The following is a 23,717-nucleotide window of genomic DNA, read 5'->3' as shown; positions in this document are numbered from 1 at the left end:
CCAATAATACTTACTTTTGTTTTCATAAAGATTCTGAAAATGAAAAACATTATATTGAAGAGTATTCTAGGAATGGGATTGATAATCGGTCTTGCTTCATGCAAAAAATCGGATTCTCCCCTTACGAAAGTGACGCCCAGCAACCTGGATTCTATTGCTTCCAACTATTATGAGCAGTATCTTAAGCTCTACCCCTTAGATGCTACTTCTCAGGGAGATACAAGGTATAACGACCAGCTTCCGATCAATATAGATAAAGATTTTATCTCAGGAGAAATCGCTTTCTACAATTCTGTGCAGAAGCAGCTGGAGCATGTAGATTACAAAACTCTTTCTGATGAGGATAAAGTGGTGTATGATGTACTGGATTATACTTTAAAAGATAAAATCGAGGCCTATGCCTATCATCCGGAATATATTCCTTTTACCCAATTCGGGGGCCTTCCACTTACTTTTCCGCTGTATGGAAGCGGACAGGGCAGCCAGCCTTTCAAAACCGAAAAAGATTACAGCGACTGGCTGAAAAGAATGGAAAAATTCCCGGAATGGATGAATGCAGCAGCAGATAACTTCCGTGAAGGAATCAATAATAAAGTTGTACTTCCTAAAAAACTGGTGATTAAAATGATTCCTCAGATGAAAGCAGAGGAAATCACAACATCTGATATGGAAAAAAATATTTTCTACGGCCCGATCAGAAATTTCCCGAAAAGCTTCACTCAGGATCAAAAAGACAAATTCTCAGCACTTTACAAGGATGCTATTACCCAAAAAATTATTCCAGCATATGCTAAAATGGGAGCTTTTCTTGAAAAAGACTATCTTCCAAAAGCAAGAGATACAGACGGATACAACAGCCTTCCTAATGGAAATGAAATCTACAGCTATTATGTAAAAAGCTGGACAACTACCAAGAAATCACCTGATGAGATCAATAAAATCGGGCAGCAGCAGGTGGCTATGCTTCGTGCAGAAATGGAAAAAGTAAAACAGCAGGTTGGTTTTACCGGAAGTCTGGAAGAGTTCATCACTTTTGTAAAAACGGATCCAAAAGCAATGCCTTATAAAACCTCAAAGGAAGTTTTAAATGCCTTCAATGGTATTCTGACGAAGATTACTCCGAAACTGAAAACGATGTTTAACGTAACTCCAAAAACAAAGTTTGAAATCCGACAGACAGAGAAATTCAGAGAGGCAAGCGCCAGTGCAGAATACATCCCGGGAACTCCCGATGGAAAAAGAGCGGGTATATTTTATGTTCCGCTTCCCGATCCTACCAAGTTCAATGTTACTTCAGGAATGGAGTCTCTTTTCCTTCATGAAGCCATTCCAGGGCATCATTACCAGGTTTCTTTACAACAGGAGAATACTAAACTTCCTAAATTCATGAGATTCGGATGGTTTGGAGCTTATGGAGAAGGCTGGGCACATTATTGTGAAACTTTAGGCCCTGAATTCGGTTTGTATACAGATCCTTATCAGAAAATGGGATACCTGAGCGATCAGATGCTGAGAGCTGTAAGATTGGTAGTAGACACAGGACTTCACACCGGAAAAATGTCAAGAGAAGAAGCCATTAAATATTTCTTAAGCAATATTTCTTACGATGAGGGATCTGCCACAGCTGAAGTAGAAAGATATATGGCAATGCCCGGACAGGCTTTAGGCTACAAAATAGGTTCTTTAAGAATCCGTGAACTGAGAGAAAAGTATCAGAAAGAACTTGGAAACAAATTCAATCTGGCAAGTTTCCATGATGAAGTATTAAGCCAGGGATGTCTTCCTTTGGATGTTCTGAACAGAAAAATGGAGCTTTGGGCTCAAAAACAAAAATAGTTTCTTATGAAACTATTTTTGTTTTTCGCAGTTATTTTATTGACTGCCTTAAGCTGTCAAAAGGATCAAAATTTTGAAAAAATTACTGTTGATCAAAACTTACCCACCCAAGATACAATTCGGCAGCTTTCCAAATATCCAGAGCTGAAGCTGTATAACAGTGAAATTATTGAAAGTAAAACAAGAACAGCCTACATTGTTCAGAAAGCATTTTATTATGATGGCCTTCTTAAAGGATCATTTCTGTTTGAAGATTATAAATGTAAAGCCCAATATCAGAATGACACTTTAAATATCTTGCTAAACAATGATAATGGATATTTTGGAAATGGCGTTTTAGTAAAAGTCTTCAATAATCAGTTTTATATAAAAGATATTGATCCTAAAACCTTAAAAGGTGAAAAAAAATTCATAAAATCTAAAGTTTCAGAACAAAAACTGATTCTAAACACCAACAGATTCAACAAAAATGACAGTATTTATGGATTCATAGATTATAAATGCAAGATTGACAGCTTGGTTTATAAACACTTCAGAGGATATTTTAAAACTACAATACAATAAATTGATATGATCACAGAAAGCCTTAGATCTCTCTATAATAGAGATTTGAACAAATTAAAAACAGAGATAGAAGCCTATCAAAATGAAGAAAATCTATGGAAAATTGATAAAAACATAGCCAATTCTGCAGGTAACCTGGTTCTTCATTTGGTTGGAAACCTCAACCATTTTATAGGAACGCATCTTGGAAACACAGGATACGTAAGACAACGTGACCTGGAGTTTTACTTAAAAGATGTTCCAAGATCCGAACTTATTGAAAAAATAGAGGCAACTATAACAATGATAGAGTCTACTCTTTCTAAATTATCTGAAGAAGATCTGAAAAAAGAATACCCTCTGGTTGTTTTTGAAAATAAAATGACTACAGATTACTTTCTGATTCACCTGATTGCTCACCTGGATTACCATTTGGGACAGATCAATTACCACAGAAGGTTGTTGGATTATTAATTACCTTTTTATCACACCATGTCAAGGTTTTGAATCTTGACATAGTGTAAAATTCAAAAATTCTTAATCTTTCTAAATTTAACTAAAGGACACAAAGACCCTGTCTACAAACATTTTATATTACTTGAAATAACTCTATTGAAATTTCCTCTTATTTTCAGAAGGAAATTTATTGCGTCTCAATGAGAAAATTATTTCTCAAACATCATTTTCGTAATAAAGTCCTTCTCTCCTTTCCCTCTTGCCGGAGAATATTCTCTTCCATAGAAAATGATCTGAAGGTGAAGTTTATTCCATACTTCTTCTGGAAATAAGCTCTTTGCATCACGCTCGGTTTCCACCACATTTTTCCCTGAAGTAAGCTTCCACTGTGTCATCAGACGATGGATATGGGTATCCACAGGGAAAGCAGGAAACCCAAATCCCTGACTCATTACTACCGATGCAGTTTTGTGCCCTACTCCCGGAAGCGCCTCCAATTCCTCATAAGTCTGAGGAACAATACCGTTGTGTCTTTCTAACAGAAGTTCAGCCATTCTTTTCAGGTTTTTGGCCTTTGTATTGGACAGTCCTATTTCTTTGATCAGTTCTTTGATTTCAAATTCTTCCAGCTTAGCCATTCTTTGTGGCGTTCCTGCTACCGCAAAAAGGTCAGGGGTAACCTGGTTTACTTTTTTATCTGTGGTCTGTGCAGAAAGTGCTACTGCAACCATCAATGTATACGGATCAGTGTGATCTAACGGAATAGGCGTTGTAGGATATAATTTATCCAGTTCTATCTGAACGAGCTCAGCTCTTTGTTTTTTTGTCATGTAACGCTTAAATTTGAACAAAATTAAATCATTATGCTGAAAGTTGGAGATAAATTACCTGAATTTGAAGAACTCAATCAAGATGGAGAAACAGTAACCTCATCAAAATTAATTGGAAAAAAACTAGTGGTTTTCTTTTATCCACAAGCGAATACGCCAACCTGCACTGTGGAAGCCTGCAACCTGAGCGATAACTATGCTAAGCTTAAAAAAGCAGGATTTCAATTATTGGGAATAAGTGGTGATTCTGTAAAAAAGCAGAAGAATTTCCACAGCAAATTTGCTTTTCCTTATGATCTTATTGCAGACGAAAACCGTAATATTATTGAAAAATTCGGGGTATGGCAGGAGAAAAAAACATTTGGAAAAACCTATATGGGAATTGTAAGAACCACTTTTATTTTTGATGAAAATGGCGTTTGTACAAGAGTAATTGAAAAAGTGACTTCTAAGACTGCCGCTGAACAGATTCTGGAAGGATAATTTTCTCTTTAAAACAAATATTTCCACCAATAGCACAGGAATATAAAAGTGTTATTGGTGGATTTTTTTAGAATTTATATTATTCTGTTTCGTAATAATTCAATTCTTCGGTTTCTCCGGGAAGAGTTACATGTTTTTTAAACCTTAATCCCAACTTTTCGATCAGCTTTTGAGAAGAAACGTTATCTTTTGAAATGATAGCAGATATTTTTGATAATCCAAACTCATCCATACCAATAGATTTGACTTTCTGAGCAGCCTCAAAAGCATATCCTTTACCTTCAAATTCTTCCAGTAGAGAATACCCGATATCCACAATATCAAGACCTTCTCTTTCGAAGATTCCTACTGCTCCTACTTTTTCGTTTCTGTCTTTAGTTAATAAAAGATAGTTTCCGAATCCCAGCCTTTCAATCTGTGGAGCAAATCTGTTCAGGATATAGTTTTCGGCATCTTCAATACTATTAACATTACGATTGCCGATATGTTGGATAAATTTTGGTCTGTTATAAAGTTCAAAGACAAAATCTCTGTCATCACGAGACATCGGACGAAGTATTAATCGTTCAGTCTCATAGGTATTATCTGCGTTTGGGTGTTTTTTTAGGCTCATCTTTCTTTGGTTCTTCTTTTTTTTCGATTTTTAAAAGTCTCGGGTTATTAGCACATTTTTTATTGTAAAGCTCAATATAGGTTCCATTGTCCTTTACATTGCTTACAGCGCCTGTTGATTTGTTTACAGTCACTGTATAATGCGTTTTCTGATAAGGACACTCCTTTGAGGTCAGTTTTCCAAGGTCCAGATAATAATTCGATTTGTCTTCATGATAGTTACCCGCAAGGTCTTTGAATTCCTCATCTACCATATATCCTTCCGCAGCCAGCATTACAGCAGCTTCCTGAGCATTATCAACCTTGTCTATGAACTTCTTAAGTCCCTCAACATCGGTAACATAATTTACTTTACCTCCTTCTGAATAAGCAATATAATAAAAGCTGTCTTCACTGGGAAAAAGATTAAACCCTGAGAACTGAGGGGTATAATTCACCTTACCCGAAATCTTTATTTCTTCACCTTTTCCATAGCTGTTGTATACCAATATCCATGAGTCTACCTTATTGCTTGGGTTCACCTGCTGTAAAATATTTGGAATGCTTGAAAATTTTTTCTTCTCCTGAGAATATCCTATGACTCCCAAAAGTAAAAATGTAAGAATTATAAATTGGGTTGCAGCTTTAATCATAATTTAAGAATCAGCAGAAAATATACCAAATATTACATAAACTTATCTCCTTTCTTGAAGTTTTTTAAGTCAAGGACATAATCCTTTATAAGCTGGTCATTATCGCGCGGGCAGATAAGAAGTGCTTTATCGGTATCTACAACAATGTAGTTTTCAAGACCGTCAATGATTACCGCCTTGTTATTATTTCTCAGACGGATTATGTTTCCTTTTGAATTATAGGAAAGCAAATGCTTTAATTTCACAGCATTTCCGTCTTTGTCTTTTTCTGTATTTTCGTAAACAGAAGTCCATGTTCCCAGATCACTCCATCCTAAATCCGATGGAATCACATATACATTCTTTGCTTTTTCTAAAATTCCGTTATCAATTGAAATTTTCTGAACTTTTGGATAAATGGTTTCAATACAGCTGTTTTCCTTTTCTGAATTGTATTCACAAGCCATAAAATGCTGCATCATCTCCGGAAGATAAAGGTCAAAAGCGTGGTGAATACTTTTTACGTTCCATATAAAAATACCCGCATTCCAAAGGAAATCACCGCTCTCTAAGAAGCTTTGGGCAATTTCAAGGATCGGTTTTTCTGTGAATGTTTTGACTTTAAAATAATCTGAACCCTTCTTTTCTACAAACTGAATGTAGCCGTAACCTGTATCAGGCCTTGTTGGGGTAATCCCTAATGTTACCAGATAATCATGTTTAGAAGCCACCTCAAATGCCAGCTCCACTTTTTCCAAAAATACATCTTCTTTAAGGATCAGGTGATCCGCAGGAAGCACAATCATTGTTGCATCCGGATTGATCTCAGCAATCTTGTTGGCCATATACAGGTTACATGCAGCTGTATTCTTCATAAGCGGTTCACCCACAATATTTTCTTCAGGAATCTCCGGAAGCTGCTGATGGGAAAGAGCCACATACTCTTTATTCGTAATCACGAATATTTGTTCTTTAGGAATTGCCTTGCTGATTCTGTCATAGGTCTGCTGAATCATAGTACGCCCGGTACCTAAAATATCCTGAAACTGTTTTGGAAATTTCTGCGTGCTCATCGGCCAGAATCGGCTCCCGATTCCTCCCGCCATTATAACGCAGTATCTATCTGATTTTAACATTATTAGCTACATTTTTCTACCCTGGCTAATGGCTTGAAAGAATACTTCCTTCCAGTAGCCAGGTTCTTACAAAGATAGTTTTTTTTAACTAGACCTTCTAATAAATACTTTTCGTTGCGGTATATAAAAAACTCACCCTTCTGAAGTTCCTCAATAAAATGAAGAGTATCATCTTGTTTCTCAGTATGAAAATACCTTACCAGATCAGGGCTGGCCATGAAGTTCGCTTTGGGTGATTTTGAAAATTTTATAATGATAGGTTTCAGCTCTTCATCATAAATTTCAAGACTTTCCAGGAGCATATTTCTGAAAGTTTCTTTCCATTCGTTACCGTGAGGAGAGATTTTTCGTCCATATTTTTCAAACGCAATCAGGTGCGCGAGCTCATGAGTCAGCACAAAGAAAAAAAGCTGCGGGGTAAGCGTAGAGTTTACCGTTATTTCATGGGAATTGTCCGGAAGTCTTCTGTAATCTCCCAGTTTTGAATTCCTGTTTCTTGTAACTTTTATATGTATATAGTAATCTGAAAACCAGATTCTTAAATATTTAAGAGTATTGTTTTGAGGTAAATATTTTTCTAATGATTGGATAGACATTTTACAAACTTAATGGAATTCCCGCATAGAAATTCAATAGTTTAAGACTAAAAAGATAATTATATTTTGCCTGCGCTACTGATCCCTGTGCATTTGCATAATTATTTCTCGCCACATTTACGTCATAGATTGTTGTTCTTCCGGCAGCATAGCTTTTATCCGCAAAATCAAGAGCCAGTTTCGAGCTTTTTTCTGCTTCTACTGCAGCAAGATATGTTTCATAGTTGGCATCAGCATCAAACTGAGCCTTCTGTACATTTTGTCTTACCGTTTGTTTCTGCTGTTCAAGGGAAATTTTGCTAACACTTTCATTTAACTTAGACTGCTCAACCTGTAGTTTTGTTTTCCCTTTATTGAAGATAGGAATATTAAGTGACAATCCTACATTTTGTCCAAACTGATCTTTATATTGCTCAAAAAAAGTTCCCTGCACAACACCAGGAGGAACATTAAATGATTTATTGTAGAACGTATTAAGACCGGCACTAGCCGTTAATGTAGGCCAGAATGCTGTTTTACTTACTTCAGTTTGTGCTTCGGCAGATCTTATCCTGCTTTCGGCTGCTTTTATCTGGGGTTGTCCATCATAAGCTTTTGTAAGAACCTCGTCAGCAGTTACCAGCTGTGAATCCAATGCTTCAGGAATTTCTACATTTTCCACATCAAAATCCTTATAATCTGAAAGCTGTAAAAGCTGAGCGATTGCAAAAAGAGCTCTTCCTACATTAACCTCTGCTGTTTTAAGATTCTGCTTTTCTCTCGCCAAAGCTGCTTCTGCTTCCGCTAAAACGGTCTGAGCGGTAGTTCCAACCTGTGTGGTTATCCTTGCTCTGTCATACTGCTTTTTAGCATTTTCTACAGCGCTTTGAGAAATCTTAACAATTTCTTTGTTCAATAAAGCTGTTAAATATTGTTGTGCAATTTGTACCGAGATATCATTTTTGATTGCTTCAATATCATACTGGCTAGCTTCTACATCAAACTGGATTTTTCTTACATTCTTCTCTAATCTCCCATTATTATAGACCAAAACATCGGCACCTACACCAATACTGTTATTGAATCTATCGTTTCTATAGCTTCCTGCTCCCAATGATCCTTGTCCAAAACTCACCCCATTCGTAATACTCCCTGATACAGAAGGTAAATAATCTCTTTTAGCTGCTTTAAGGTTGTATTCCTGGTTTTGCTTGGTATATTGATTTTGGATAACCTGAAGATTATGCTCCACTGCATAGCTTACACATTCTTTTAAGGACCATTTCTTCTGAGCACTTAAACCCAGACAGCTTAGTCCAAAAACGATAATCCAAACTTTTTTCATATTATGTAGATGTTTATTTGTTTTTAATGGTCATATAGAATCGCGTCATCTTCATTCAGTATCTGTACCTACAAATCACAGCGATTTTATATTAAGATTTTTCCCTATTAGACGAAGTAAATATAAAAAAGTTACAGATTGAAAAAAATAGTTTCATTTTAATAAAACTTTTGAGAATTTTGTATCATGACAAATGAACAATATCAGGAAGCTATTGACTGGCTTTTCGTACAGATGCCCAACTATCAGATAGATGGACAGAAGGCTTATAAACCTGGACTTGACAATATCATCAAGCTTTGTGCTTTCTTTGGAAATCCCCAGGATAAAATAAAGTGTATCCACATTGGCGGAACCAATGGAAAAGGTTCTTCAAGCAATATGCTGGCATCGGTTCTTCAGGAGGCTGGTTATAAAACTGGATTATACAACTCCCCGCATTTGATAGACTTTACGGAGCGTATTAAGGTTAACGGAAAAAACTGTAATAAGGAATTTGTCTTTGATTTTATTCAGAAATTAAGAAAACTTCCTGAAGATATCCGGCCTTCATTTTTTGAGTTTACTACCATAATGGCCTTTGAATATTTCTATCAGCAGCAGGTGGATTTTGCCATTATTGAAGTTGGATTGGGAGGAAGACTGGATTCAACAAACATTATTAAACCTCTGATTTCTGCGATTACAAATGTTCAACTGGATCATCAGAATATTTTGGGAGATACCATTGAAGAAATTGCAGCAGAGAAAGCAGGAATTATTAAAAGCAAAATCCCAGTTATCTCCGGTGATGAAAATGAAGTAGTCAAAAACATCATCAGAGAGCAAGCAATAAAAGAAAATGCTCCATTTATAGATGCAACTTTTATTGAGACAGCCCTTACCTCTGATCTGAAAGGAAATTATCAAAAGAAGAATATCAGAGTGGTATTGGCTGCGGTAGAAGAATTAAGAAAACTGGGGGTACATATTTCTGAAAAAGATCTTGAAACCGGGCTACTCCATGTTCATCAGAATACCGGATTCATTGGCCGATGGTTTGAATTTTCAAAAAATCCGCTTACGATTTGTGATACGGGACACAATCAGGCAGGTTTGGAGTATGTTTTTTCACAATTAAATTCAATTGGCCGCCACAAGCATGTCATTTTGGGGTTTGTGAATGACAAAAAAATAGATGATGTGATGAATTTACTTCCTGAAAATTCTGAGTTTTATTTTGCAAAACCATCTGTCAACAGGGGAAGACACCCGGAAGACTATGAAAATCTACTTCAGGAGGCGAAAATTTTTTATAAAATTTTTGATTCTGTACAGGAAGCGTATCTTGCTGCAAAAGAACGATGTACAAACGAGGAAATGATTTTCATCGGCGGAAGCAACTTTGTAGTGGGAGATTTTTTAGAAAAAAATTTGGAGATTAAAGAATAAGTCGTATATTTGCACCACTCTAAACAAGAGAACAAGTCTAGAGGGTTCTTAGCTCAGTTGGTTCAGAGCATCTGGTTTACACCCAGAGGGTCGGGGGTTCGAATCCCTCAGGACCCACAGAAAAGGAAACGAAACCTTTCAAAAAAATTCGGGTTCTTAGCTCAGTTGGTTCAGAGCATCTGGTTTACACCCAGAGGGTCGGGGGTTCGAATCCCTCAGGACCCACAGAAATCTCTCAAGAAATTGGGAGATTTTTTTGTTTTATTCCTAGGCTATTTAAGAGTTCCCTTACCACTTTTCCTTATATTTATTTACCTTTGTCTGCATTTGAATCTGCTTGACGTGAAGGAACTCCATATCATATCATTCAACTATCCCTACCCTCCTTCTTATGGTGGAATTATTGACGTGTATTATAAGATCAAGGCCTTATCTGATCTGGGAATAAGAATCCACCTTCATTGTTTTGTAGACAAAATTCCTGTAAAGATTGATCCGGAAGTTGAGGAAAGTACAGAAAATGTGTTTTTTTATGAAAAGAAAAAAAATCTCCTTCTTTATTTCTCAAAAATTCCTTTCGCTGCTGTAATAAGAGATTCTGATCTGCTTCTTAAAAATCTGGAAAGCATTCAGGCTCCAATATTGTTTGAAGGCCTGCAGACAACATCCATCATCAGGTTTCTGAAATACAGCAGACACAAACTATATCTCCGCCATCACAACAACGAAACAGAGTATTACAAAGGTCTTTCATTATCAGAAAAAAATATTTTCAAAAAGATTGTTTACAGAATTGAATCTTTAAAATATAAAGGATATCAGAAAAAGCTTTTAAAGAAGTTTGAAACTGTGTTCTGCCTGTCTGAAAAGGAATATAATGAAGTGGAGGCTTATTCGGGAAATGCCCGGTTGGTCCATATTTTCCATGGCAATCCATCAGTAAGGCAACTGGATAGAAAAGGGAATTACTTTCTTTTTCATGGAGATCTCACCACAGCTGATAACAAAAAGGCACTTATTGAAACTCTTGATTTATTCAAAACTCTTCCACAGTATAAACTTGTTGTTGCCTCCGATCGTGCCAGTGAAGACATTAAAAGGAAAATATCTGCAGTTGAAAATATCACCCTCGTTCCTATTCGTACTACAGAAAATCTTCATCATCTTCTGGAAAATGCTCATGCAAATATTCTGATTTCTTATCAGAATTCAGGAACAAAGGTGAAGCTTTTCAACACCCTTTACAACAGTCGTTTTGTGATTATTAATGGAAGTATTACAGATGATCCTGCTTTGAAGGATTTATGCCTTTATGGAGCTGATATGGCCGAAATTCGCCAACAGATTATTGCCTCTGCTGAAAAAGACTATAATGATACTGAAAAAAGAAAGCAAATCTTAGAAAACACACACTCGGATCATGCTAAAGCCGAAGAGATTGTAAAGATTATTTTTAAAAATTAACCCTATCTATCACTTTCTGGATATTAAATTCCTCAAGACAAGCCCAGTCTCCTCTGTAACATTCTTTATCTCCAAAAACAGAACACGGCCTGCAGGTAAGATCTTTTACCTGAACAACATCTTCTTCACTCTGTCCGAATCCTAAAAACCCGGCATATGGATGGGTAGCTCCCCAAATAGAAACACATCTCGTTCCTACAAGACTGGCAAGATGCATATTCGCAGAATCCATGGAAATCATCAGTTCCAGCCCGGCAATATGATTGAGTTCTTCAGTAAGGTTTAATTTTCCGGAAAGATTTTTGGTATTAGGAATCTCACTTTCCCATCTTTCAAGGGTCTCTGTTTCTTTTTTACCTCCACCAAAGAAATATACAGTATGTTTCTGAGCCAGAATTCTGACCAGTTCATAGGATTTTTCCAGAGGAAGCATTTTTCCTTTGTGTTGGGCAAAAGGGGCAAAACCAATCCCTGATTGATGCTCCGAAGTTGGTCTGAGTTGATGTGAAAGCTCAACTTTGAATCCCATTTTCCGGAATACATCAGCATAGCGCTCCACTGTTTTTTTCAGCTGTACTTTCTCGAGATTCCAAACATCCGTAAGGTGCTCTTTTTCCTCTTTACCCTTATCTATTTTGAAAACTTTAAGCCCCTTTCTTCTATATATCCGGTCTAAAACCTTGGTCCGGATCACATCGTGAAGATTGGCAATACAATCCGGATTAAACTCCCTGATCAGTTCATTGCTCAGTCTCCTCAGTCCAAAGAGACCTTTATAATCATCCAGATCAATGCCTTTAAAGGTCACATTAGGGACTCCTGCAAACAGGGCTTCAAAATTTTTTCTGGACACCATAATAATTTCCACACCGGGGTTCTGCTCCAGAAATTCTCTGAAAACAGGCACAGTCATCGCAACATCTCCGAATGCGGAAAAACGATATGCTAAAATTTTTGTCACGGCTATGATTTCAGTTGATAGGCAACTGCATAAAACTTGATCTGCTTGGTCATTGCCATCAATCCGTTAGCTCTGGATGGCGAAAGAAATTCCTGTAACCCTATTTCAGCAATAAAATCAAAATCAGAATCCAGAATTTCCTGAGTGGAATGCCCGCTATAAATACTTACTAAAAGAGAAACAATTCCTTTGGGTAAAATACCGTCAGAATCTGCATTAAAGAAAAGTTTCCCATCTTTAAATTCAGCATCAATCCAAACTTTACTCTGGCAGCCTTTTATCAGATTTTCTTCTGTTTTTCTTTCTTCCGGCAGGCCTTTCAGTTCTTTTCCAAGATCAATGATGTACTCGTACTTTTGCTCCCAATCGTCAAGAAAAGCAAATTCGTCAATTATTTCCTGCTGTTTTTCTTTAATGGTCATTTTTAATCAAATTTCTTTTGCAAAGATAACCAATTTTGTAAAAGTTATTAGTGGGATGCTTTTTCAAAAAGCTCAAGGATTTTTGTTTCTTCGTTCTCCCAGCAAAATACATCTGCAGCTTTGTTAAGTTCGCTCTGATAATACAGTCTTCCTCTTTCAAGAACCAAATTAATGGCTTTTTCAATCGTTTCAGGCTGATGATCTGTAATGATTTCGCCTACATTAAACTGATTTTTTATACGCTGCATTTCCGGAAAATTAATCATAACAAGCGGCACTCTGGACTGGATATAATCACAAACCTTATTGGGGAGTGAGTAATAATAGCTTACTCCGTTGTTTTCTTCAAGACTGAACCCTGCATCGGCAGTTTTGGTTATTTCCCTGAGATTTTCCGGTTTCAGTTTACCCAGGAAAAATACTTTATCCTGAAGTTTCTCCTGAATGACAAGATCTTCATATTCTTTTTTCTTTGGTCCGTCACCGGCGATTTTCAGAACAGCATCTTTAATGTGATGCATTGCCACAATCATTTTTTCTATTCCTCTGGATTGATTAATCGCTCCCTGATACAAAATAATCTTAGGATGATTCTGTGGAATTTCGGGGGCAGAAAGAATTTTTCTCGGAATATTTCTGACAACTACCGGGTTCACATTATATTTTTCATGAAACCATTCTGCATAGCTTTCGCTTTCTGTCATCATCAGTTTCATATGAGGAACCAGCTTTCTTTCAAGCACTCGCCAGAATTTCTGGGAAAACCTCTTTTGAACCGATGGCATTTCCGTAAAAATTTCATGACTGTCAAAGACCAATGGAATGTTCATTTTTTTGGCAATGAGATAATTTGGCAGAAGTGCATCAATGTCATTGGCATGAAGGATAGTATCTTTGTCCGCTTTTTTCTTAAGTTCATGGTATAATTTCCAATTGAACTCAAAGTAAGCTGTCTTTAGGCTTTTTGATCTCAATCCTATTCTAGAAAAAGGATAAGGCCGTTCCATTGCCTCATTTCCTTCCCAATTGTTTCCAATCAGTTCAATGGGATATCCGTTGTCAAAAAGGGTTTTGCATACCTTTTCTATTCGCTGATCGGTATACAAACTGCTAAAGGCAGATACTAGTATTTTTTTCTTCATTAGTTTTTCCTGTCTAGTATTAAATAATAGATCTGAATGAAACAAATGAGCCCGTTTGGAATGATAACCGGCCAAAGCATTCCATTGAAGATACCATAAATGACAAAACAAATACAGCCGATCATGTTGACTACTCTGATTTTTCTTACATCTTTCAGTATGAAACTCAATACAATAAAAAGAGAAGCAGAATAGCCGATGTAGGTTGTAATTTCAGTATTCATGGGGAAAATTTAAGGATAACAAACTTAATCATTTTCAATAAGATAATAAAATTTTTTCTGCCATAAAGTCATTAATTGATTTTTGGTAAAATATTTGTAATTTAGATAATGAATAAAAGGTAATGTTGCCTTTGTTCTAATGAGATATATTATGGATTATAAGTTTTCACAAGGTTTGAGCCAGGTGTTCAAACAAAGCAAAAGCGAAGCTAAAAGGCTGAAAAGTGAATTTCTTAATACAGAACATCTACTTTTAGGTATTATAAAAACGGAAAACTCTGCAAAAGAAATCCTTCAAAACCTTAATGCGGATTTAACACAAATCAGAAGAAAAATTGAAACTTTAAATACAGCAAGTCTTAATCCCATTTCTGAAGAGGTTACCAATATTTCTTTCACTAAGATGGCAGATCATGCCATTAAACGTGCAGAGTTAGAATGCCGTCAATATAAAAGCAATGAAATTAATACCGTTCACCTGCTTTTAGGTATTCTTTATAAATATGAGGATCCTACTTCAAATATTCTGGGAGCTTATGACATCGACTATGAAGGAGTTTCAAGAGAATACCAGACTATGCTTAAAAATTCAGGGCAGTCACCACAGATGAGTGCTTACGATGATGATGATGAGAGAGAAGAATTTGAGCAAATGAGAAAGCCTACAGGAAATCTAGGTTCTGCAAAAAGTAAAACACCTACATTGGATAACTTTGGTAGAGACCTTACTTCTTTGGCTAGAGATGGAAAACTGGACCCAGTAATCGGGCGTGAAAAAGAAATTGAGAGAGTTTCTCAGATCTTATCCCGCAGAAAGAAAAACAACCCTCTTCTTATTGGAGAGCCAGGGGTTGGTAAATCTGCTATTGCTGAAGGTTTAGCATTAAGAATTCAACAGAAAAAAGTGTCAAGAGTTCTTTACGGGAAACGTGTGATCACTTTAGACCTGGCAAGTTTAGTTGCCGGAACTAAATACCGTGGTCAGTTTGAAGAAAGAATGAAGGCCATCATGACGGAACTGGAAAAAAACAGAGATGTCATCCTATTTATTGATGAGCTTCATACTATTGTAGGAGCGGGAAGTTCTACAGGAAGTTTAGATGCATCCAATATGTTCAAACCTGCTTTGGCAAGAGGCGAAATTCAATGCATCGGGGCTACAACTCTGGATGAATACCGTCAGTATATTGAAAAAGACGGTGCTTTAGAAAGAAGATTCCAGAAAGTAATGGTGGAACCTACTTCTATTGATGAAACCATTCAGATTCTGAACCAGATCAAAGATAAGTATGAAGAGCACCACAATGTAATTTATACTCCTGAAGCCATCACGGCGTGTGTGAATCTGACATCGAGATATATTACAGACCGTTTCTTACCGGACAAAGCTATTGATGCAATGGACGAGGCGGGATCACGAGTTTATATCAAAAACATGAAAGTTCCTACCGAAATCATTGATTTTGAAAAGAAAATCGAAGATATCAAAGAACTGAAGCAGAAAGCTGTAAAAGCTCAGGACTATCTTGAGGCAAGAAAGCTGAAAGATGAAGAAGAACGTCTTCAGATGGAACTGAATGCAGCCCAGGAAAAATGGGATAAAGATGTAAAAGAGAAAAAAGAAACCGTAACGGAAGAAAATGTAGCGGAAGTGGTTTCTATGATGAGCGGTGTTCCTGTAACGAAAGTTGGCAAAAATGAGCTTGACAAACTTGCGCAGATGGATGAAAAACTGAACGGAAAAGTAATCGGTCAGGAAGATGCAGTGAAAAAAGTTGTGAAAGCAATTCAAAGAAACAGAGCAGGTCTTAAAGATCCGAACCGTCCTATCGGTACATTTATTTTCCTTGGAACAACTGGGGTTGGTAAAACCGAGCTGGCTAAAGTAATGGCAAGAGAGCTATTTGAATCTGACGAATCTTTGATCAGAATTGACATGAGTGAATACATGGAGAAATTCGCCGTTTCAAGATTAGTGGGTGCGCCTCCGGGATACGTAGGATACGAAGAAGGTGGTCAGCTGACTGAAGCAGTAAGAAGAAAACCTTATGCCGTGGTTCTTTTGGATGAGATTGAAAAAGCTCACCCGGATGTATTCAATATTCTGTTACAGATCCTTGATGAAGGTCATGTTACAGACAGCTTAGGCAGAAAAATCGATTTCAGAAATACGATTATTATCCTTACTTCCAATATCGGAACCAGAGATCTTAAAGACTTTGGAGATGGTGTAGGATTCGGAACTTCAGCTAAAAAGACAAGCTCAGATACAAGAGCGAGAAGCACCATTGAAAGTGCTCTTAAGAAAGCATTTGCTCCTGAATTCTTAAACAGAATAGATGACATTGTGATCTTCAACTCTCTCGTTCAGGATGATATCAAGAAAATTATTGATATTGAATTGAACAAATTGTATGGCAGAATTGAAAAATTAGGATATAAAGTTGACTTGACTGAAGATGCTAAAAATTTCATTTCTGAAAAAGGATGGGATAAAGATTTCGGTGCAAGACCATTGAAACGAGCAATCCAGAAATATATTGAAGACTTATTGGCAGAAATGCTGGTAAACAAACAATTGAATGAAGGAGAAACCGTGGTTCTTGACCTTAATGATGCTAAAGACGGACTGATTGGAAAAACGCAGAAAGCTAAAAAATCAGCTGCTGAAAAGTCTTCTCAATCATAATTGAATAAATAATTTAATTTTAATAGAAAAGCCCCGGGAAATTTCCCGGGGCTTTTGTTATTATACGTTTTGCCTAAAGCTAATTCCTGATTATTCAAGACAAGCCTGCTTAATCTCTAAAATCTGCGAAAGATTATTCAATTATAAACGATACAAAATCAAATTAAAGCCCCACTACGAAACCGATATTCGGGATCAGACCGCTTGAAAACACACTTGAATTTTCCTTCCAAAGCACATTATACATTAATCCAAGCTGCATAAAAGAGTTATTTCCGATTCTCTGCATATATCCACCTCCAAGGTATAAAGCATTTTCTTCTGTATTGTATTTATAATCATAATATTTATCCTTATAATCTACAAAATAATGTTGATAGTTTGCTCCCACATAAAATGATCTGGCAAAATAGTAATTCACAAATGGTCCTACTCCAAACATCGTAGATTTATAATAATTGGACGTCTGCCAGGATACACTTCCCACGACTCCCGCTTCGAGATCATCCGTAAGTCTGTAGCCTACTCTTGGTGAAGCAGACAGATTAAAAGCACTGTTGCTCCCAAATCCGAGTCCGATTCCTCCTCCAAACGTCCATTTGCTGCTTTCTTCTGCCTGGGTACCCACTGAAACCTGGGAAAAAGCTGATACTGAGCTTATCAGCATCATAGAAATAATAAACTTTTTCATATGTAGATATATTTTGTTTTTTGATGGTATTGTATCCTTACATCACCCGCTATTAGTGCCTTATGATGGGGTTTACAATTAATATCGTTTTTATCAATGTTTAAAATTATGGTTTTTTTACGAATTTATTTAGTTGTATTTTTGCCGCATCAAACTAAGAACTCCCGTTAAGAGTTTCGTAAAATTGAAATACAATGAAAATAGTAGTAGGCCTCTCCGGAGGTGTAGATTCTAGTGTTGCAGCGTATTTGCTGCAACAGCAAGGCCATGAAGTGGTGGCTTTGTTTATGAGAAACTGGAACGATGCTTCCGTAACCCTGGAAGATGAATGTCCCTGGATTGAGGACAGTAATGATGCCCTTATGGTGGCACAGAAGCTTGGAATTCCTTTCCAGGTGATAGATATGAGTGAACTTTACAAGGAACGTATTGTTGACTATATGTTTGCAGAATATGAAAAAGGAAGAACTCCCAACCCGGATGTATTGTGTAACAGAGAAGTAAAGTTCGATGTTTTCATGAAGACTGCAATGTCATTGGGAGCAGATAAGGTGGCAACAGGACATTATGCAAGGGTAAATTCTACTTTTGACGAAAACGGAAAAGAAATTTTCCATCTTCTTGCCGGAAAAGACAACAATAAAGACCAGTCTTATTTCCTTTGCCAGCTGAGCCAGGATCAACTTTCAAAAGCGCTATTCCCTATCGGAGAACTTACAAAGCCTCAGGTAAGAGAAATCGCAAAAGAAATCGGATTGGTAACTGCAGATAAAAAAGATTCCCAGGGATTGTGTTTTATCGGAAAAGTGAGCCTGCCACAATTTTTACAGCAGCAATTAAAACCTAATGAAGGGGAAATCGTAGAAATTTTCAAAGATTCACCTTTATTTTCGGAAGAAAAACCGGAATTCGCCTCTAAAGAAGAAGAACTTGAGTTTTTATCCAGAAAAATCAACTATAAAAAATCTGACGGAAAAGTAATCGGGAAACATCAGGGAGCCCAGTTTTTTACGATCGGACAAAGTAAAGGTCTTGGAATAGGAGGACACAAAGAAAGCTGTTTTATTGTCTCCAGAGAGATGGAAAACAATATCATTTTCGTGGGAGAAGGAAGTCACTTCCCGGGACTTCACAAAAAAGCACTGAAAATTGATAATGCTGAACTGCATTGGGTACGTGAAGATATGAAACTTCAGAACGGTGAATCCATGGAAGTAATGTCAAGATTCAGATACAGACAGTCTTTGCAGAAAGCAACATTGTATCAGTTTGAAAATGCATTATATATTGAGTTCAATGAGCTTCAGTCTGCTATTGCAGAAGGACAGTTTGCTTCATGGTATATTGATGAGGAACTTATAGGAAGCGGTGTGATTGCGTAAGGGATATGAGATTTGGGTTTTGAAATCTGAGGATTGAGAATATGGTGGGATTGTTTTTGAAGAAATAATTTTAAATTTTTCTGTAACGTTTTTGAAGTTGTCATACTTACTGAGTAAATAACAATAAAAAAACAACTATGAAAACAACTGCAAGAAACCGCTATGCTTATGTAAACAACATCCTGATCGCTATTGTATCCGCAATTTTCGGTTATAATTTCTATCAGTCAATTGTTCATCCGGAAAACTCGAATATTGCTATCAGCCTTATTTTAGTGATTATCACTTCCGTTATGGTTAGAAAATATGGTTACTAGCCCATAAAAGAAAAAAAGTGAGAGATTTGATCTCAACACCTTATTATAAAGCCCGGAACAGTTTTGTTTCGGGTTTGTTTTTATGAAACAATTACTTCATTTTTCTGTTGATATGGCTCATGATAAGAAACACTGCCACAATACATTCCAGGATTAAAATCATAACCAGAAATCCAACGGGTTTTCCCAACATTATTCCTCTTATCAGTTTTATCATTCCCAGTAAAAAAATGAAGCCTATGAAATAAAATGCAGTTTTCGAAATGGCTTCTCCCATGGAGTTTAAAATAAAAACCGAAACATAGAATCCGAGAACCAGAATGAGATAAAATTTCAGAAAATCCGGACCTTTTAGAATAATTGGATTCAAAGTCTGACATACTGTTATAAGCCATATAAAGCTTACTACAGCCGAAGCTGAATGAATGATTAGTTTTTTCATATAGATTATTTTTATCCACCACATCCCCCGCAACCGCCGCAGCCTCCGCCACAGCCACCTCCTCCACTGCAGCTTGATCCTCCGCAGCTTCCTCCTCCTCCTCCATCACTGCTTTGCTTATCTTTCCTATTGGGATCGGAGACTTCATTATCTCCCATAAATGAGGTTATTATTCCCAAAATAAAAATAATGGCAAAAACCACTGCTGTGACCAGTAATCCAGTGAAATTTGTTCCTTCTGTACAGGAGAACAACATCAGTAAAATAAAAACCGGAGCAAAGAAGCCCATTTTTTTCATCCATAGTCTTACTTTAGATTTTTTCCTCATCCCTTTCCAGATGTCTTCAGGCGCTTCCTGCTGAAATATGTTCCTGTAACCTGACATTGTGTCTGCAAACCAATTCTCATGCTTCACTCTTTCTGCATTTCCTCCTTTAGAAGGGTGATGGTGAAGCGGTCTTTTTAAAATATTCGGGCAGAATTCTTCCCAATAATTCTGGGTATAGATCAGGTGCAGATGCCATACTTTATCCACTATTTCACTGGGAGAAGCTCCATTGGGAAGAATACAGCAGAGATAAACAAACTTTTTATATTCTTCAATCGCTTTTTTTGCAAAATCAAGGCTCCAGCTTTCTTCTTTTGCCAGTTTTTTTGAAAAAGGGAAATCAACACCCGGAACATCCAGAGAAAATCCCTGTATTCGGTTCCAAAGGGATTCATCTTTTAATAACATTCTTGTTTCCATTGTTTTAAATTTTGTTTCCTATTCAAATATCAATGGATTTTAAAATATAAAAATCCCTCAAAAGTCTTTTTTGGTTTGATAAAAATCTTAAATTAGTCTTATAAAACTAAGATTAATCTGACTCTAAAAAATAAACAGATGAAAAAGGAAGATATACTGCATCTTGAAAAACTGATGAATTTCTTAAGCCACCACTTTTTGAAGAAAAACCATTGGGAAGACGTTACCAAAACCGAATGGTCCTACATCAGTGCAGAACTGAATGAGCTTATTATCAATGACCATTCAGAGAAAGAGATAAAAAAAGAACCTGATCTTCTGGGGACCAATTACCTGTATGAACACCTGATTATCAATAAACTGAAAAAATTCAGGCAGAATGAAAATGCTGTTCTGAGCAGACCGAACCTTGCAAAACTGAGCCTCATTGTTAAAGTTCTGGGTTACTCCAATTATATAGATTTCATTAATTCCACTACAGATTCATTCAATTTTAATGACCTGAAGATTGATCTCAATAATGTAAATCTGAATACAGCTCTTTTAGACCGCCTGGTAGGCTGCTGGTATTCTTATAACAGAAACCTTCCTGATAATCCTTTAATGGCAAAGGAAGACCGTATATGGCGCTCTGCGATGGAAATTTATAAGTCGGAGACAACCGGAGAATATTTTATTGAAAGAAGCGGCGGTGACCACCATAAATATTTTGGTAAGGTTACAGCGTATTCAGATTATGTTTTTATCATCATGAACAGCAATACTTTTATCCGCCAGCGGCATTTTATTTCAAGAATAAAAGACATTAAAGAAAAGCTTAAGAATCCGGACTATAAACTCCACGAAATCCATTTTATAAGTACCTGCATCAGTTTCAATCAGGAGCCGATTGCTTTGTTTGAAATCTTCAGGAAAGCAGAAAGAAAAAACTTTATTTCAGACTCCATCAGCTTTCCAATTGACAGTGATGAAATTCCAGAATCTATCCTTAAACAGCTTGAAGACACTGAATCTAACAGGATTGATTACAGATAGTTATTGAATTAAAAAGCTGAAAATCTCTAATGCCTGGGAATGGCTGATTATTTTTTTAAATTGCCGTAACGCATTTTGAATTGTCATACTTACTGTTCCGGTGTTTACTTTTTCTCCTATGCCTAGAATACATTTAACTATTAAAAATCAATAGATTACAATAATAATTCTCTAAATTGATAGTTCATAAATATGAATCTTCAATTGTCTTACTATGGAATATTATGAATTGTATGAAGTTTTAAAAAATAATTTTGATTCCGGAAAAGACAGGGTTGAACTCAAAGAACTGAATGTAACCATTGAATCTTTTCCTTTTGAATCAAAGGTTTCTGATCTGCTTTATGGTTCGGAACATCAACATTGCAGCAAACATCAGAAATCACTGGAAATCAACGAAAAAGGGTATCATTTTTACGGCCAGCCAGCCGTAGACATCAAGGATTTTGATATTGAATGTAATAAAAAGTTTGTATATTATATCCTGAAAAGAGCAGATATAGAGACTGCCAAAGGATGTATTTTTCTCTTCCATGGCCTGAATGAAAAGAAATGGGACAAATATCTGCCATGGGCGTATGAACTTACCCAGAGAACACAAAAAGCCATTATTCTGTTTCCTATTGCCTTTCATATGGATCGTGCAGAGCCAATCTGGAGTGACCGCCATCACATGATGGAGGTAGTTCGTTTCAGGAAGAAAAAATATCCTGAAAATATGAATTTCTCCTATGTAAATGCTGCGATAAGCTCAAGATTGGAAGCTCACCCTCAAAGAATTTTCTGGTCCGGCCTGCAGACTTATTCTGATATTACTGAAGTAGTGAAAGACATTAAAAACAATAAAGTAAAAGGAATTTCCCCTGAAGCAGACCTGGATTTATTTGGATATTCCATAGGTGCTTTTCTTTCAATGATTATTAAAATGGCAGATCCTAACCATCATTTTACCCGGTCTAAAGTTTTCTGTTTTTGTGGAGGAATGACTATTGACCGGATGTTTCCGATATCCAAATACATAATGGATACCCAGGCAACTATTAAAATGCAGTCTGTCTTCACAGAGCTTTTGAGTTCAGATTTTAAATCAGATACCCGTTTGAAACATTATCAGAATGATGACCTGCATCCACAGGAAAGCTGGTTCAAAAAAATGCTCCGTTACAATTATTTTCAAAAGGAAAGGGAAGAAAGAATTCATGAAATTCAGTCTCAGATAAAAGCTTATGTATTGGAAAAAGATAGTGTTGCCCCTCCAATGGAAGCCTTAAATACCTTACAAGGAGGCTACAGGAATATCAATGTAGATATAGAAATCAAAGATTTCCCGTATGAATATTCCCATATGGTTCCGTTTCCTCTTGCTCACAAGAATAAAAAAGAAGTTACGGAAGCTTTTCACCAGTTTGTACAGTCTGCCAGTGACTTTTACAACTCCTGATTATTTCTGTTTTTCAGGTATAAAATAGTGAAAGGAATAATTTAAAAATCAATAATATAAGATCCATGGTGTTTGCTTTATAGTATTATGAGGAAGTCAATTTATGATCAAGTTTCTTCTTTATCAACTGACCAGCCAGTCTTTGAAGTCTTTAACACGGTCTCTGCTCACCGTAATTTCTTCTTCAGGCTGAAACTCCATATCCACTTTATAGTAAGGTGAAGTATGGATATTTTTAATGTAATCTGAACTTACAATGAACTGTCTGTTTACTCTGAAAAACTTTTTCTCATCCAGAACGTCTTCCAGTTCATCAAGCGTAAAATCTGACGGATATGTACGGTCTTCTGTCTGAAGATAAACGATTTTGTTCTCACTGAAAAAACAGCTTATTTCCTGAGTCTGGATAATTTTCAGGTTGTACCCTATTTTTACCAGAATTCTGGAAAGCGTAGATTTTTCTTTTCTGATCAACTGTTTGATATCCTGAGAGCCATTGGTGTTGTTGGCAGGAATAAAGGATTTAAACTTCTCCACTGCCCCTTCCAGATCTTCATCAAGAATGGGTTTTAAAAGATAATCGATGCTGTTCAGCTTAAATGCTTTCAGTGTATACTGATCAAAAGCCGTGGTATAGATGATGAACCCTTTTGTCGGAATTTTTTCAAAGATGTCGAAAGACAATCCGTCACCTAAAACAATATCAGAAAATATCAGTTGCGGATGTTCATTTTCAGAGAACCAGGCTACTCCTTCTTCTACTGATTCTATTTTCGCAACGATCTCAATTTCAGGGAAATTATTCAACATACGTTCTAACTTCCTTGAAGCAGGTTTTTCATCTTCTATAATGACAGTTTTGATCATTGAGCTTTAATTTTGGTTTTCAGATTTTAGGAA

25 protein-coding genes and 2 tRNA genes are annotated in these 23,717 nt (G+C 36.5%); 13 read left to right on the top strand and 14 right to left on the bottom strand.

Translation table 11 applies throughout. The features are described from left to right. Window positions 1-39: 39 nt before the first annotated feature. Genes KIK00_RS15655 through KIK00_RS15645 form a run of 3 tightly spaced genes read left to right on the top strand, consistent with a single transcriptional unit; the run spans window position 40 to window position 2,853 of the window. On the top strand, window positions 40-1,836 hold the full coding sequence (locus KIK00_RS15655; RefSeq protein WP_255813295.1) for a DUF885 family protein: 1,797 nt from the start codon (window positions 40-42) through the stop codon (window positions 1,834-1,836). Between the two features lie 6 nt (window positions 1,837-1,842). Beyond that, window positions 1,843-2,400 (top strand): hypothetical protein, encoded by a 558-nt coding sequence (locus tag KIK00_RS15650; RefSeq protein WP_255813293.1) that lies wholly within the window; start codon window positions 1,843-1,845, stop codon window positions 2,398-2,400. A 6-nt stretch (window positions 2,401-2,406) separates the two neighbouring features. Then, complete coding sequence (locus KIK00_RS15645; RefSeq protein WP_255813292.1) at window positions 2,407-2,853, top strand: DinB family protein; 447 nt, start codon at window positions 2,407-2,409, stop codon at window positions 2,851-2,853. A 191-nt stretch (window positions 2,854-3,044) separates the two neighbouring features. Here the strand turns inward: KIK00_RS15645 and nth are convergent, their stop codons facing one another. Further along, window positions 3,045-3,665: an endonuclease III gene (nth, locus tag KIK00_RS15640; protein WP_047375946.1), complete on the bottom strand. Its 621-nt coding sequence runs from the start codon at window positions 3,663-3,665 to the stop codon at window positions 3,045-3,047. 33 nt (window positions 3,666-3,698) lie between these two features. On the opposite strand from nth, the gene bcp reads away from it, so the two are divergent. Next, entirely contained in the window at window positions 3,699-4,148 is a 450-nt protein-coding gene (gene bcp / locus KIK00_RS15635; RefSeq protein WP_255813291.1) for a thioredoxin-dependent thiol peroxidase, read from the top strand. A 79-nt stretch (window positions 4,149-4,227) separates the two neighbouring features. On the opposite strand, the gene KIK00_RS15630 is transcribed toward bcp, so the two are convergent. The 5 genes from KIK00_RS15630 to KIK00_RS15610 are packed head-to-tail and all read right to left on the bottom strand — an operon-like array spanning window position 4,228 to window position 8,427. Continuing rightward, window positions 4,228-4,761, bottom strand: a complete 534-nt coding sequence (locus KIK00_RS15630; protein ID WP_255813290.1) for a GNAT family N-acetyltransferase — start codon at window positions 4,759-4,761, stop codon at window positions 4,228-4,230. Beyond that, window positions 4,730-5,392: a hypothetical protein gene (locus KIK00_RS15625; RefSeq protein ID WP_255813289.1), complete on the bottom strand. Its 663-nt coding sequence runs from the start codon at window positions 5,390-5,392 to the stop codon at window positions 4,730-4,732. The genes KIK00_RS15630 and KIK00_RS15625 overlap by 32 nt, the downstream gene beginning before the upstream one ends. 32 nt (window positions 5,393-5,424) lie before the next feature. Further along, window positions 5,425-6,507 carry a mannose-1-phosphate guanylyltransferase gene (locus tag KIK00_RS15620; RefSeq protein ID WP_255813288.1) on the bottom strand — a complete coding sequence of 361 codons (1,083 nt, stop codon included), beginning with the start codon at window positions 6,505-6,507 and terminating at the stop codon, window positions 5,425-5,427. A 2-nt stretch (window positions 6,508-6,509) separates the two neighbouring features. Then, on the bottom strand, window positions 6,510-7,103 hold the full coding sequence (locus tag KIK00_RS15615) for a SprT-like domain-containing protein (RefSeq protein WP_255813287.1): 594 nt from the start codon (window positions 7,101-7,103) through the stop codon (window positions 6,510-6,512). A gap of 1 nt (window position 7,104) precedes the next feature. Continuing rightward, the gene (locus tag KIK00_RS15610; RefSeq protein WP_255813286.1) at window positions 7,105-8,427 is read right to left on the bottom strand and encodes a TolC family protein; all 1,323 of its coding nucleotides are present in this window, start codon (window positions 8,425-8,427) and stop codon (window positions 7,105-7,107) included. A gap of 186 nt (window positions 8,428-8,613) precedes the next feature. On the opposite strand from KIK00_RS15610, the gene KIK00_RS15605 reads away from it, so the two are divergent. The 4 genes from KIK00_RS15605 (at window position 8,614) to KIK00_RS15590 (ending at window position 11,322) form a co-directional block, all read left to right on the top strand. Beyond that, window positions 8,614-9,858: a folylpolyglutamate synthase/dihydrofolate synthase family protein gene (locus tag KIK00_RS15605; protein ID WP_255813285.1), complete on the top strand. Its 1,245-nt coding sequence runs from the start codon at window positions 8,614-8,616 to the stop codon at window positions 9,856-9,858. 42 nt (window positions 9,859-9,900) lie between these two features. After that, window positions 9,901-9,975 (top strand) — tRNA-Val (locus tag KIK00_RS15600). 33 nt (window positions 9,976-10,008) lie between these two features. Next, window positions 10,009-10,083 (top strand) — tRNA-Val (locus KIK00_RS15595). A 117-nt stretch (window positions 10,084-10,200) separates the two neighbouring features. Next, the gene (locus KIK00_RS15590) at window positions 10,201-11,322 is read left to right on the top strand and encodes a hypothetical protein (protein WP_255813284.1); all 1,122 of its coding nucleotides are present in this window, start codon (window positions 10,201-10,203) and stop codon (window positions 11,320-11,322) included. On the opposite strand, the gene KIK00_RS15585 is transcribed toward KIK00_RS15590, so the two are convergent. From KIK00_RS15585 to KIK00_RS15570, 4 genes are read right to left on the bottom strand one after another with little or no spacing between them, the layout of a single operon-like run. Next, window positions 11,312-12,235, bottom strand: a complete 924-nt coding sequence (locus KIK00_RS15585; protein ID WP_370647753.1) for a glycosyltransferase family 9 protein — start codon at window positions 12,233-12,235, stop codon at window positions 11,312-11,314. The two genes, KIK00_RS15590 and KIK00_RS15585, sit on opposite strands and share 11 nt — an antisense overlap. 50 nt (window positions 12,236-12,285) lie before the next feature. Beyond that, the gene (locus KIK00_RS15580) at window positions 12,286-12,705 is read right to left on the bottom strand and encodes a SufE family protein (RefSeq protein ID WP_047375924.1); all 420 of its coding nucleotides are present in this window, start codon (window positions 12,703-12,705) and stop codon (window positions 12,286-12,288) included. 47 nt (window positions 12,706-12,752) lie between these two features. Beyond that, window positions 12,753-13,847: a glycosyltransferase gene (locus KIK00_RS15575; protein WP_255813282.1), complete on the bottom strand. Its 1,095-nt coding sequence runs from the start codon at window positions 13,845-13,847 to the stop codon at window positions 12,753-12,755. Next, window positions 13,847-14,071, bottom strand: coding sequence for a uroporphyrinogen decarboxylase (locus KIK00_RS15570; protein WP_255813281.1), 225 nt, complete (start codon window positions 14,069-14,071; stop codon window positions 13,847-13,849). Before KIK00_RS15570 ends, KIK00_RS15575 begins: the two co-directional genes overlap by 1 nt. Window positions 14,072-14,222: 151 nt before the next feature. Here KIK00_RS15570 and KIK00_RS15565 point away from each other — a divergent pair, with 151 nt between their 5' ends. Then, a complete protein-coding gene (locus KIK00_RS15565) occupies window positions 14,223-16,760 on the top strand; it encodes an ATP-dependent Clp protease ATP-binding subunit (protein WP_255813280.1) in 2,538 nt (845 codons plus the stop codon). 163 nt (window positions 16,761-16,923) lie between these two features. Here KIK00_RS15565 and KIK00_RS15560 read toward each other — a convergent pair whose 3' ends face one another. Next, window positions 16,924-17,451: a hypothetical protein gene (locus KIK00_RS15560; RefSeq protein ID WP_255813279.1), complete on the bottom strand. Its 528-nt coding sequence runs from the start codon at window positions 17,449-17,451 to the stop codon at window positions 16,924-16,926. A gap of 194 nt (window positions 17,452-17,645) precedes the next feature. On the opposite strand from KIK00_RS15560, the gene mnmA reads away from it, so the two are divergent. After that, window positions 17,646-18,833: a tRNA 2-thiouridine(34) synthase MnmA gene (gene mnmA, locus KIK00_RS15555; RefSeq protein ID WP_255813278.1), complete on the top strand. Its 1,188-nt coding sequence runs from the start codon at window positions 17,646-17,648 to the stop codon at window positions 18,831-18,833. A 137-nt stretch (window positions 18,834-18,970) separates the two neighbouring features. Then, the gene (locus KIK00_RS15550) at window positions 18,971-19,150 is read left to right on the top strand and encodes a hypothetical protein (protein WP_255813277.1); all 180 of its coding nucleotides are present in this window, start codon (window positions 18,971-18,973) and stop codon (window positions 19,148-19,150) included. A gap of 91 nt (window positions 19,151-19,241) precedes the next feature. Here the strand turns inward: KIK00_RS15550 and KIK00_RS15545 are convergent, their stop codons facing one another. Together KIK00_RS15545 and KIK00_RS15540 are read right to left on the bottom strand one after the other, a co-directional pair. Continuing rightward, a complete protein-coding gene (locus tag KIK00_RS15545; protein WP_255813276.1) occupies window positions 19,242-19,592 on the bottom strand; it encodes a hypothetical protein in 351 nt (116 codons plus the stop codon). A gap of 11 nt (window positions 19,593-19,603) precedes the next feature. Continuing rightward, complete coding sequence (locus tag KIK00_RS15540; RefSeq protein ID WP_255813275.1) at window positions 19,604-20,341, bottom strand: hypothetical protein; 738 nt, start codon at window positions 20,339-20,341, stop codon at window positions 19,604-19,606. Between the two features lie 138 nt (window positions 20,342-20,479). Here KIK00_RS15540 and KIK00_RS15535 point away from each other — a divergent pair, with 138 nt between their 5' ends. Both KIK00_RS15535 and KIK00_RS15530 read left to right on the top strand, forming a co-directional pair. Next, the gene (locus tag KIK00_RS15535) at window positions 20,480-21,376 is read left to right on the top strand and encodes a hypothetical protein (protein ID WP_255813274.1); all 897 of its coding nucleotides are present in this window, start codon (window positions 20,480-20,482) and stop codon (window positions 21,374-21,376) included. Between the two features lie 214 nt (window positions 21,377-21,590). Then, the gene (locus KIK00_RS15530; protein ID WP_255813273.1) at window positions 21,591-22,817 is read left to right on the top strand and encodes a DUF6051 family protein; all 1,227 of its coding nucleotides are present in this window, start codon (window positions 21,591-21,593) and stop codon (window positions 22,815-22,817) included. Between the two features lie 123 nt (window positions 22,818-22,940). On the opposite strand, the gene KIK00_RS15525 is transcribed toward KIK00_RS15530, so the two are convergent. Next, entirely contained in the window at window positions 22,941-23,684 is a 744-nt protein-coding gene (locus KIK00_RS15525) for a LytTR family DNA-binding domain-containing protein (RefSeq protein ID WP_255813272.1), read from the bottom strand. Window positions 23,685-23,717 lie beyond the last annotated feature (33 nt).

It is taken from the genome of Chryseobacterium sp. MA9, assembly GCF_024399315.1.
GTDB lineage: Bacteria > Bacteroidota > Bacteroidia > Flavobacteriales > Weeksellaceae > Chryseobacterium.
The sequence above is the reverse complement of the archived record's forward strand: the minus strand, read 5'-3'. Positions and strand labels throughout refer to the sequence as shown.

Bases quoted from the DNA above. Each gene is read 5' to 3' on its own strand.
- KIK00_RS15545 (WP_255813276.1), bottom strand. From the start codon at position 19,592: ATGAAAAAACTAATCATTCATTCAGCTTCGGCTGTAGTAAGCTTTATA.
- KIK00_RS15650 (WP_255813293.1), top strand. From the start codon at position 1,843: ATGAAACTATTTTTGTTTTTCGCAGTTATTTTATTGACTGCCTTAAGC.
- KIK00_RS15565 (WP_255813280.1), top strand. From the start codon at position 14,223: ATGGATTATAAGTTTTCACAAGGTTTGAGCCAGGTGTTCAAACAAAGC.
- KIK00_RS15560 (WP_255813279.1), bottom strand. From the start codon at position 17,451: ATGAAAAAGTTTATTATTTCTATGATGCTGATAAGCTCAGTATCAGCT.
- KIK00_RS15550 (WP_255813277.1), top strand. From the start codon at position 18,971: ATGAAAACAACTGCAAGAAACCGCTATGCTTATGTAAACAACATCCTG.
- KIK00_RS15575 (WP_255813282.1), bottom strand. From the start codon at position 13,847: ATGAAGAAAAAAATACTAGTATCTGCCTTTAGCAGTTTGTATACCGAT.
- KIK00_RS15570 (WP_255813281.1), bottom strand. From the start codon at position 14,071: ATGAATACTGAAATTACAACCTACATCGGCTATTCTGCTTCTCTTTTT.
- KIK00_RS15615 (WP_255813287.1), bottom strand. From the start codon at position 7,103: ATGTCTATCCAATCATTAGAAAAATATTTACCTCAAAACAATACTCTT.
- mnmA (WP_255813278.1), top strand. From the start codon at position 17,646: ATGAAAATAGTAGTAGGCCTCTCCGGAGGTGTAGATTCTAGTGTTGCA.
- KIK00_RS15585 (WP_370647753.1), bottom strand. From the start codon at position 12,235: ATGACTGTGCCTGTTTTCAGAGAATTTCTGGAGCAGAACCCCGGTGTG.
- KIK00_RS15655 (WP_255813295.1), top strand. From the start codon at position 40: ATGAAAAACATTATATTGAAGAGTATTCTAGGAATGGGATTGATAATC.
- KIK00_RS15620 (WP_255813288.1), bottom strand. From the start codon at position 6,507: ATGTTAAAATCAGATAGATACTGCGTTATAATGGCGGGAGGAATCGGG.
- KIK00_RS15605 (WP_255813285.1), top strand. From the start codon at position 8,614: ATGACAAATGAACAATATCAGGAAGCTATTGACTGGCTTTTCGTACAG.
- KIK00_RS15530 (WP_255813273.1), top strand. From the start codon at position 21,591: ATGGAATATTATGAATTGTATGAAGTTTTAAAAAATAATTTTGATTCC.
- KIK00_RS15630 (WP_255813290.1), bottom strand. From the start codon at position 4,761: ATGAGCCTAAAAAAACACCCAAACGCAGATAATACCTATGAGACTGAA.
- bcp (WP_255813291.1), top strand. From the start codon at position 3,699: ATGCTGAAAGTTGGAGATAAATTACCTGAATTTGAAGAACTCAATCAA.
- KIK00_RS15610 (WP_255813286.1), bottom strand. From the start codon at position 8,427: ATGAAAAAAGTTTGGATTATCGTTTTTGGACTAAGCTGTCTGGGTTTA.
- KIK00_RS15645 (WP_255813292.1), top strand. From the start codon at position 2,407: ATGATCACAGAAAGCCTTAGATCTCTCTATAATAGAGATTTGAACAAA.
- KIK00_RS15535 (WP_255813274.1), top strand. From the start codon at position 20,480: ATGAAAAAGGAAGATATACTGCATCTTGAAAAACTGATGAATTTCTTA.
- KIK00_RS15580 (WP_047375924.1), bottom strand. From the start codon at position 12,705: ATGACCATTAAAGAAAAACAGCAGGAAATAATTGACGAATTTGCTTTT.
- nth (WP_047375946.1), bottom strand. From the start codon at position 3,665: ATGACAAAAAAACAAAGAGCTGAGCTCGTTCAGATAGAACTGGATAAA.
- KIK00_RS15625 (WP_255813289.1), bottom strand. From the start codon at position 5,392: ATGATTAAAGCTGCAACCCAATTTATAATTCTTACATTTTTACTTTTG.
- KIK00_RS15525 (WP_255813272.1), bottom strand. From the start codon at position 23,684: ATGATCAAAACTGTCATTATAGAAGATGAAAAACCTGCTTCAAGGAAG.
- KIK00_RS15540 (WP_255813275.1), bottom strand. From the start codon at position 20,341: ATGGAAACAAGAATGTTATTAAAAGATGAATCCCTTTGGAACCGAATA.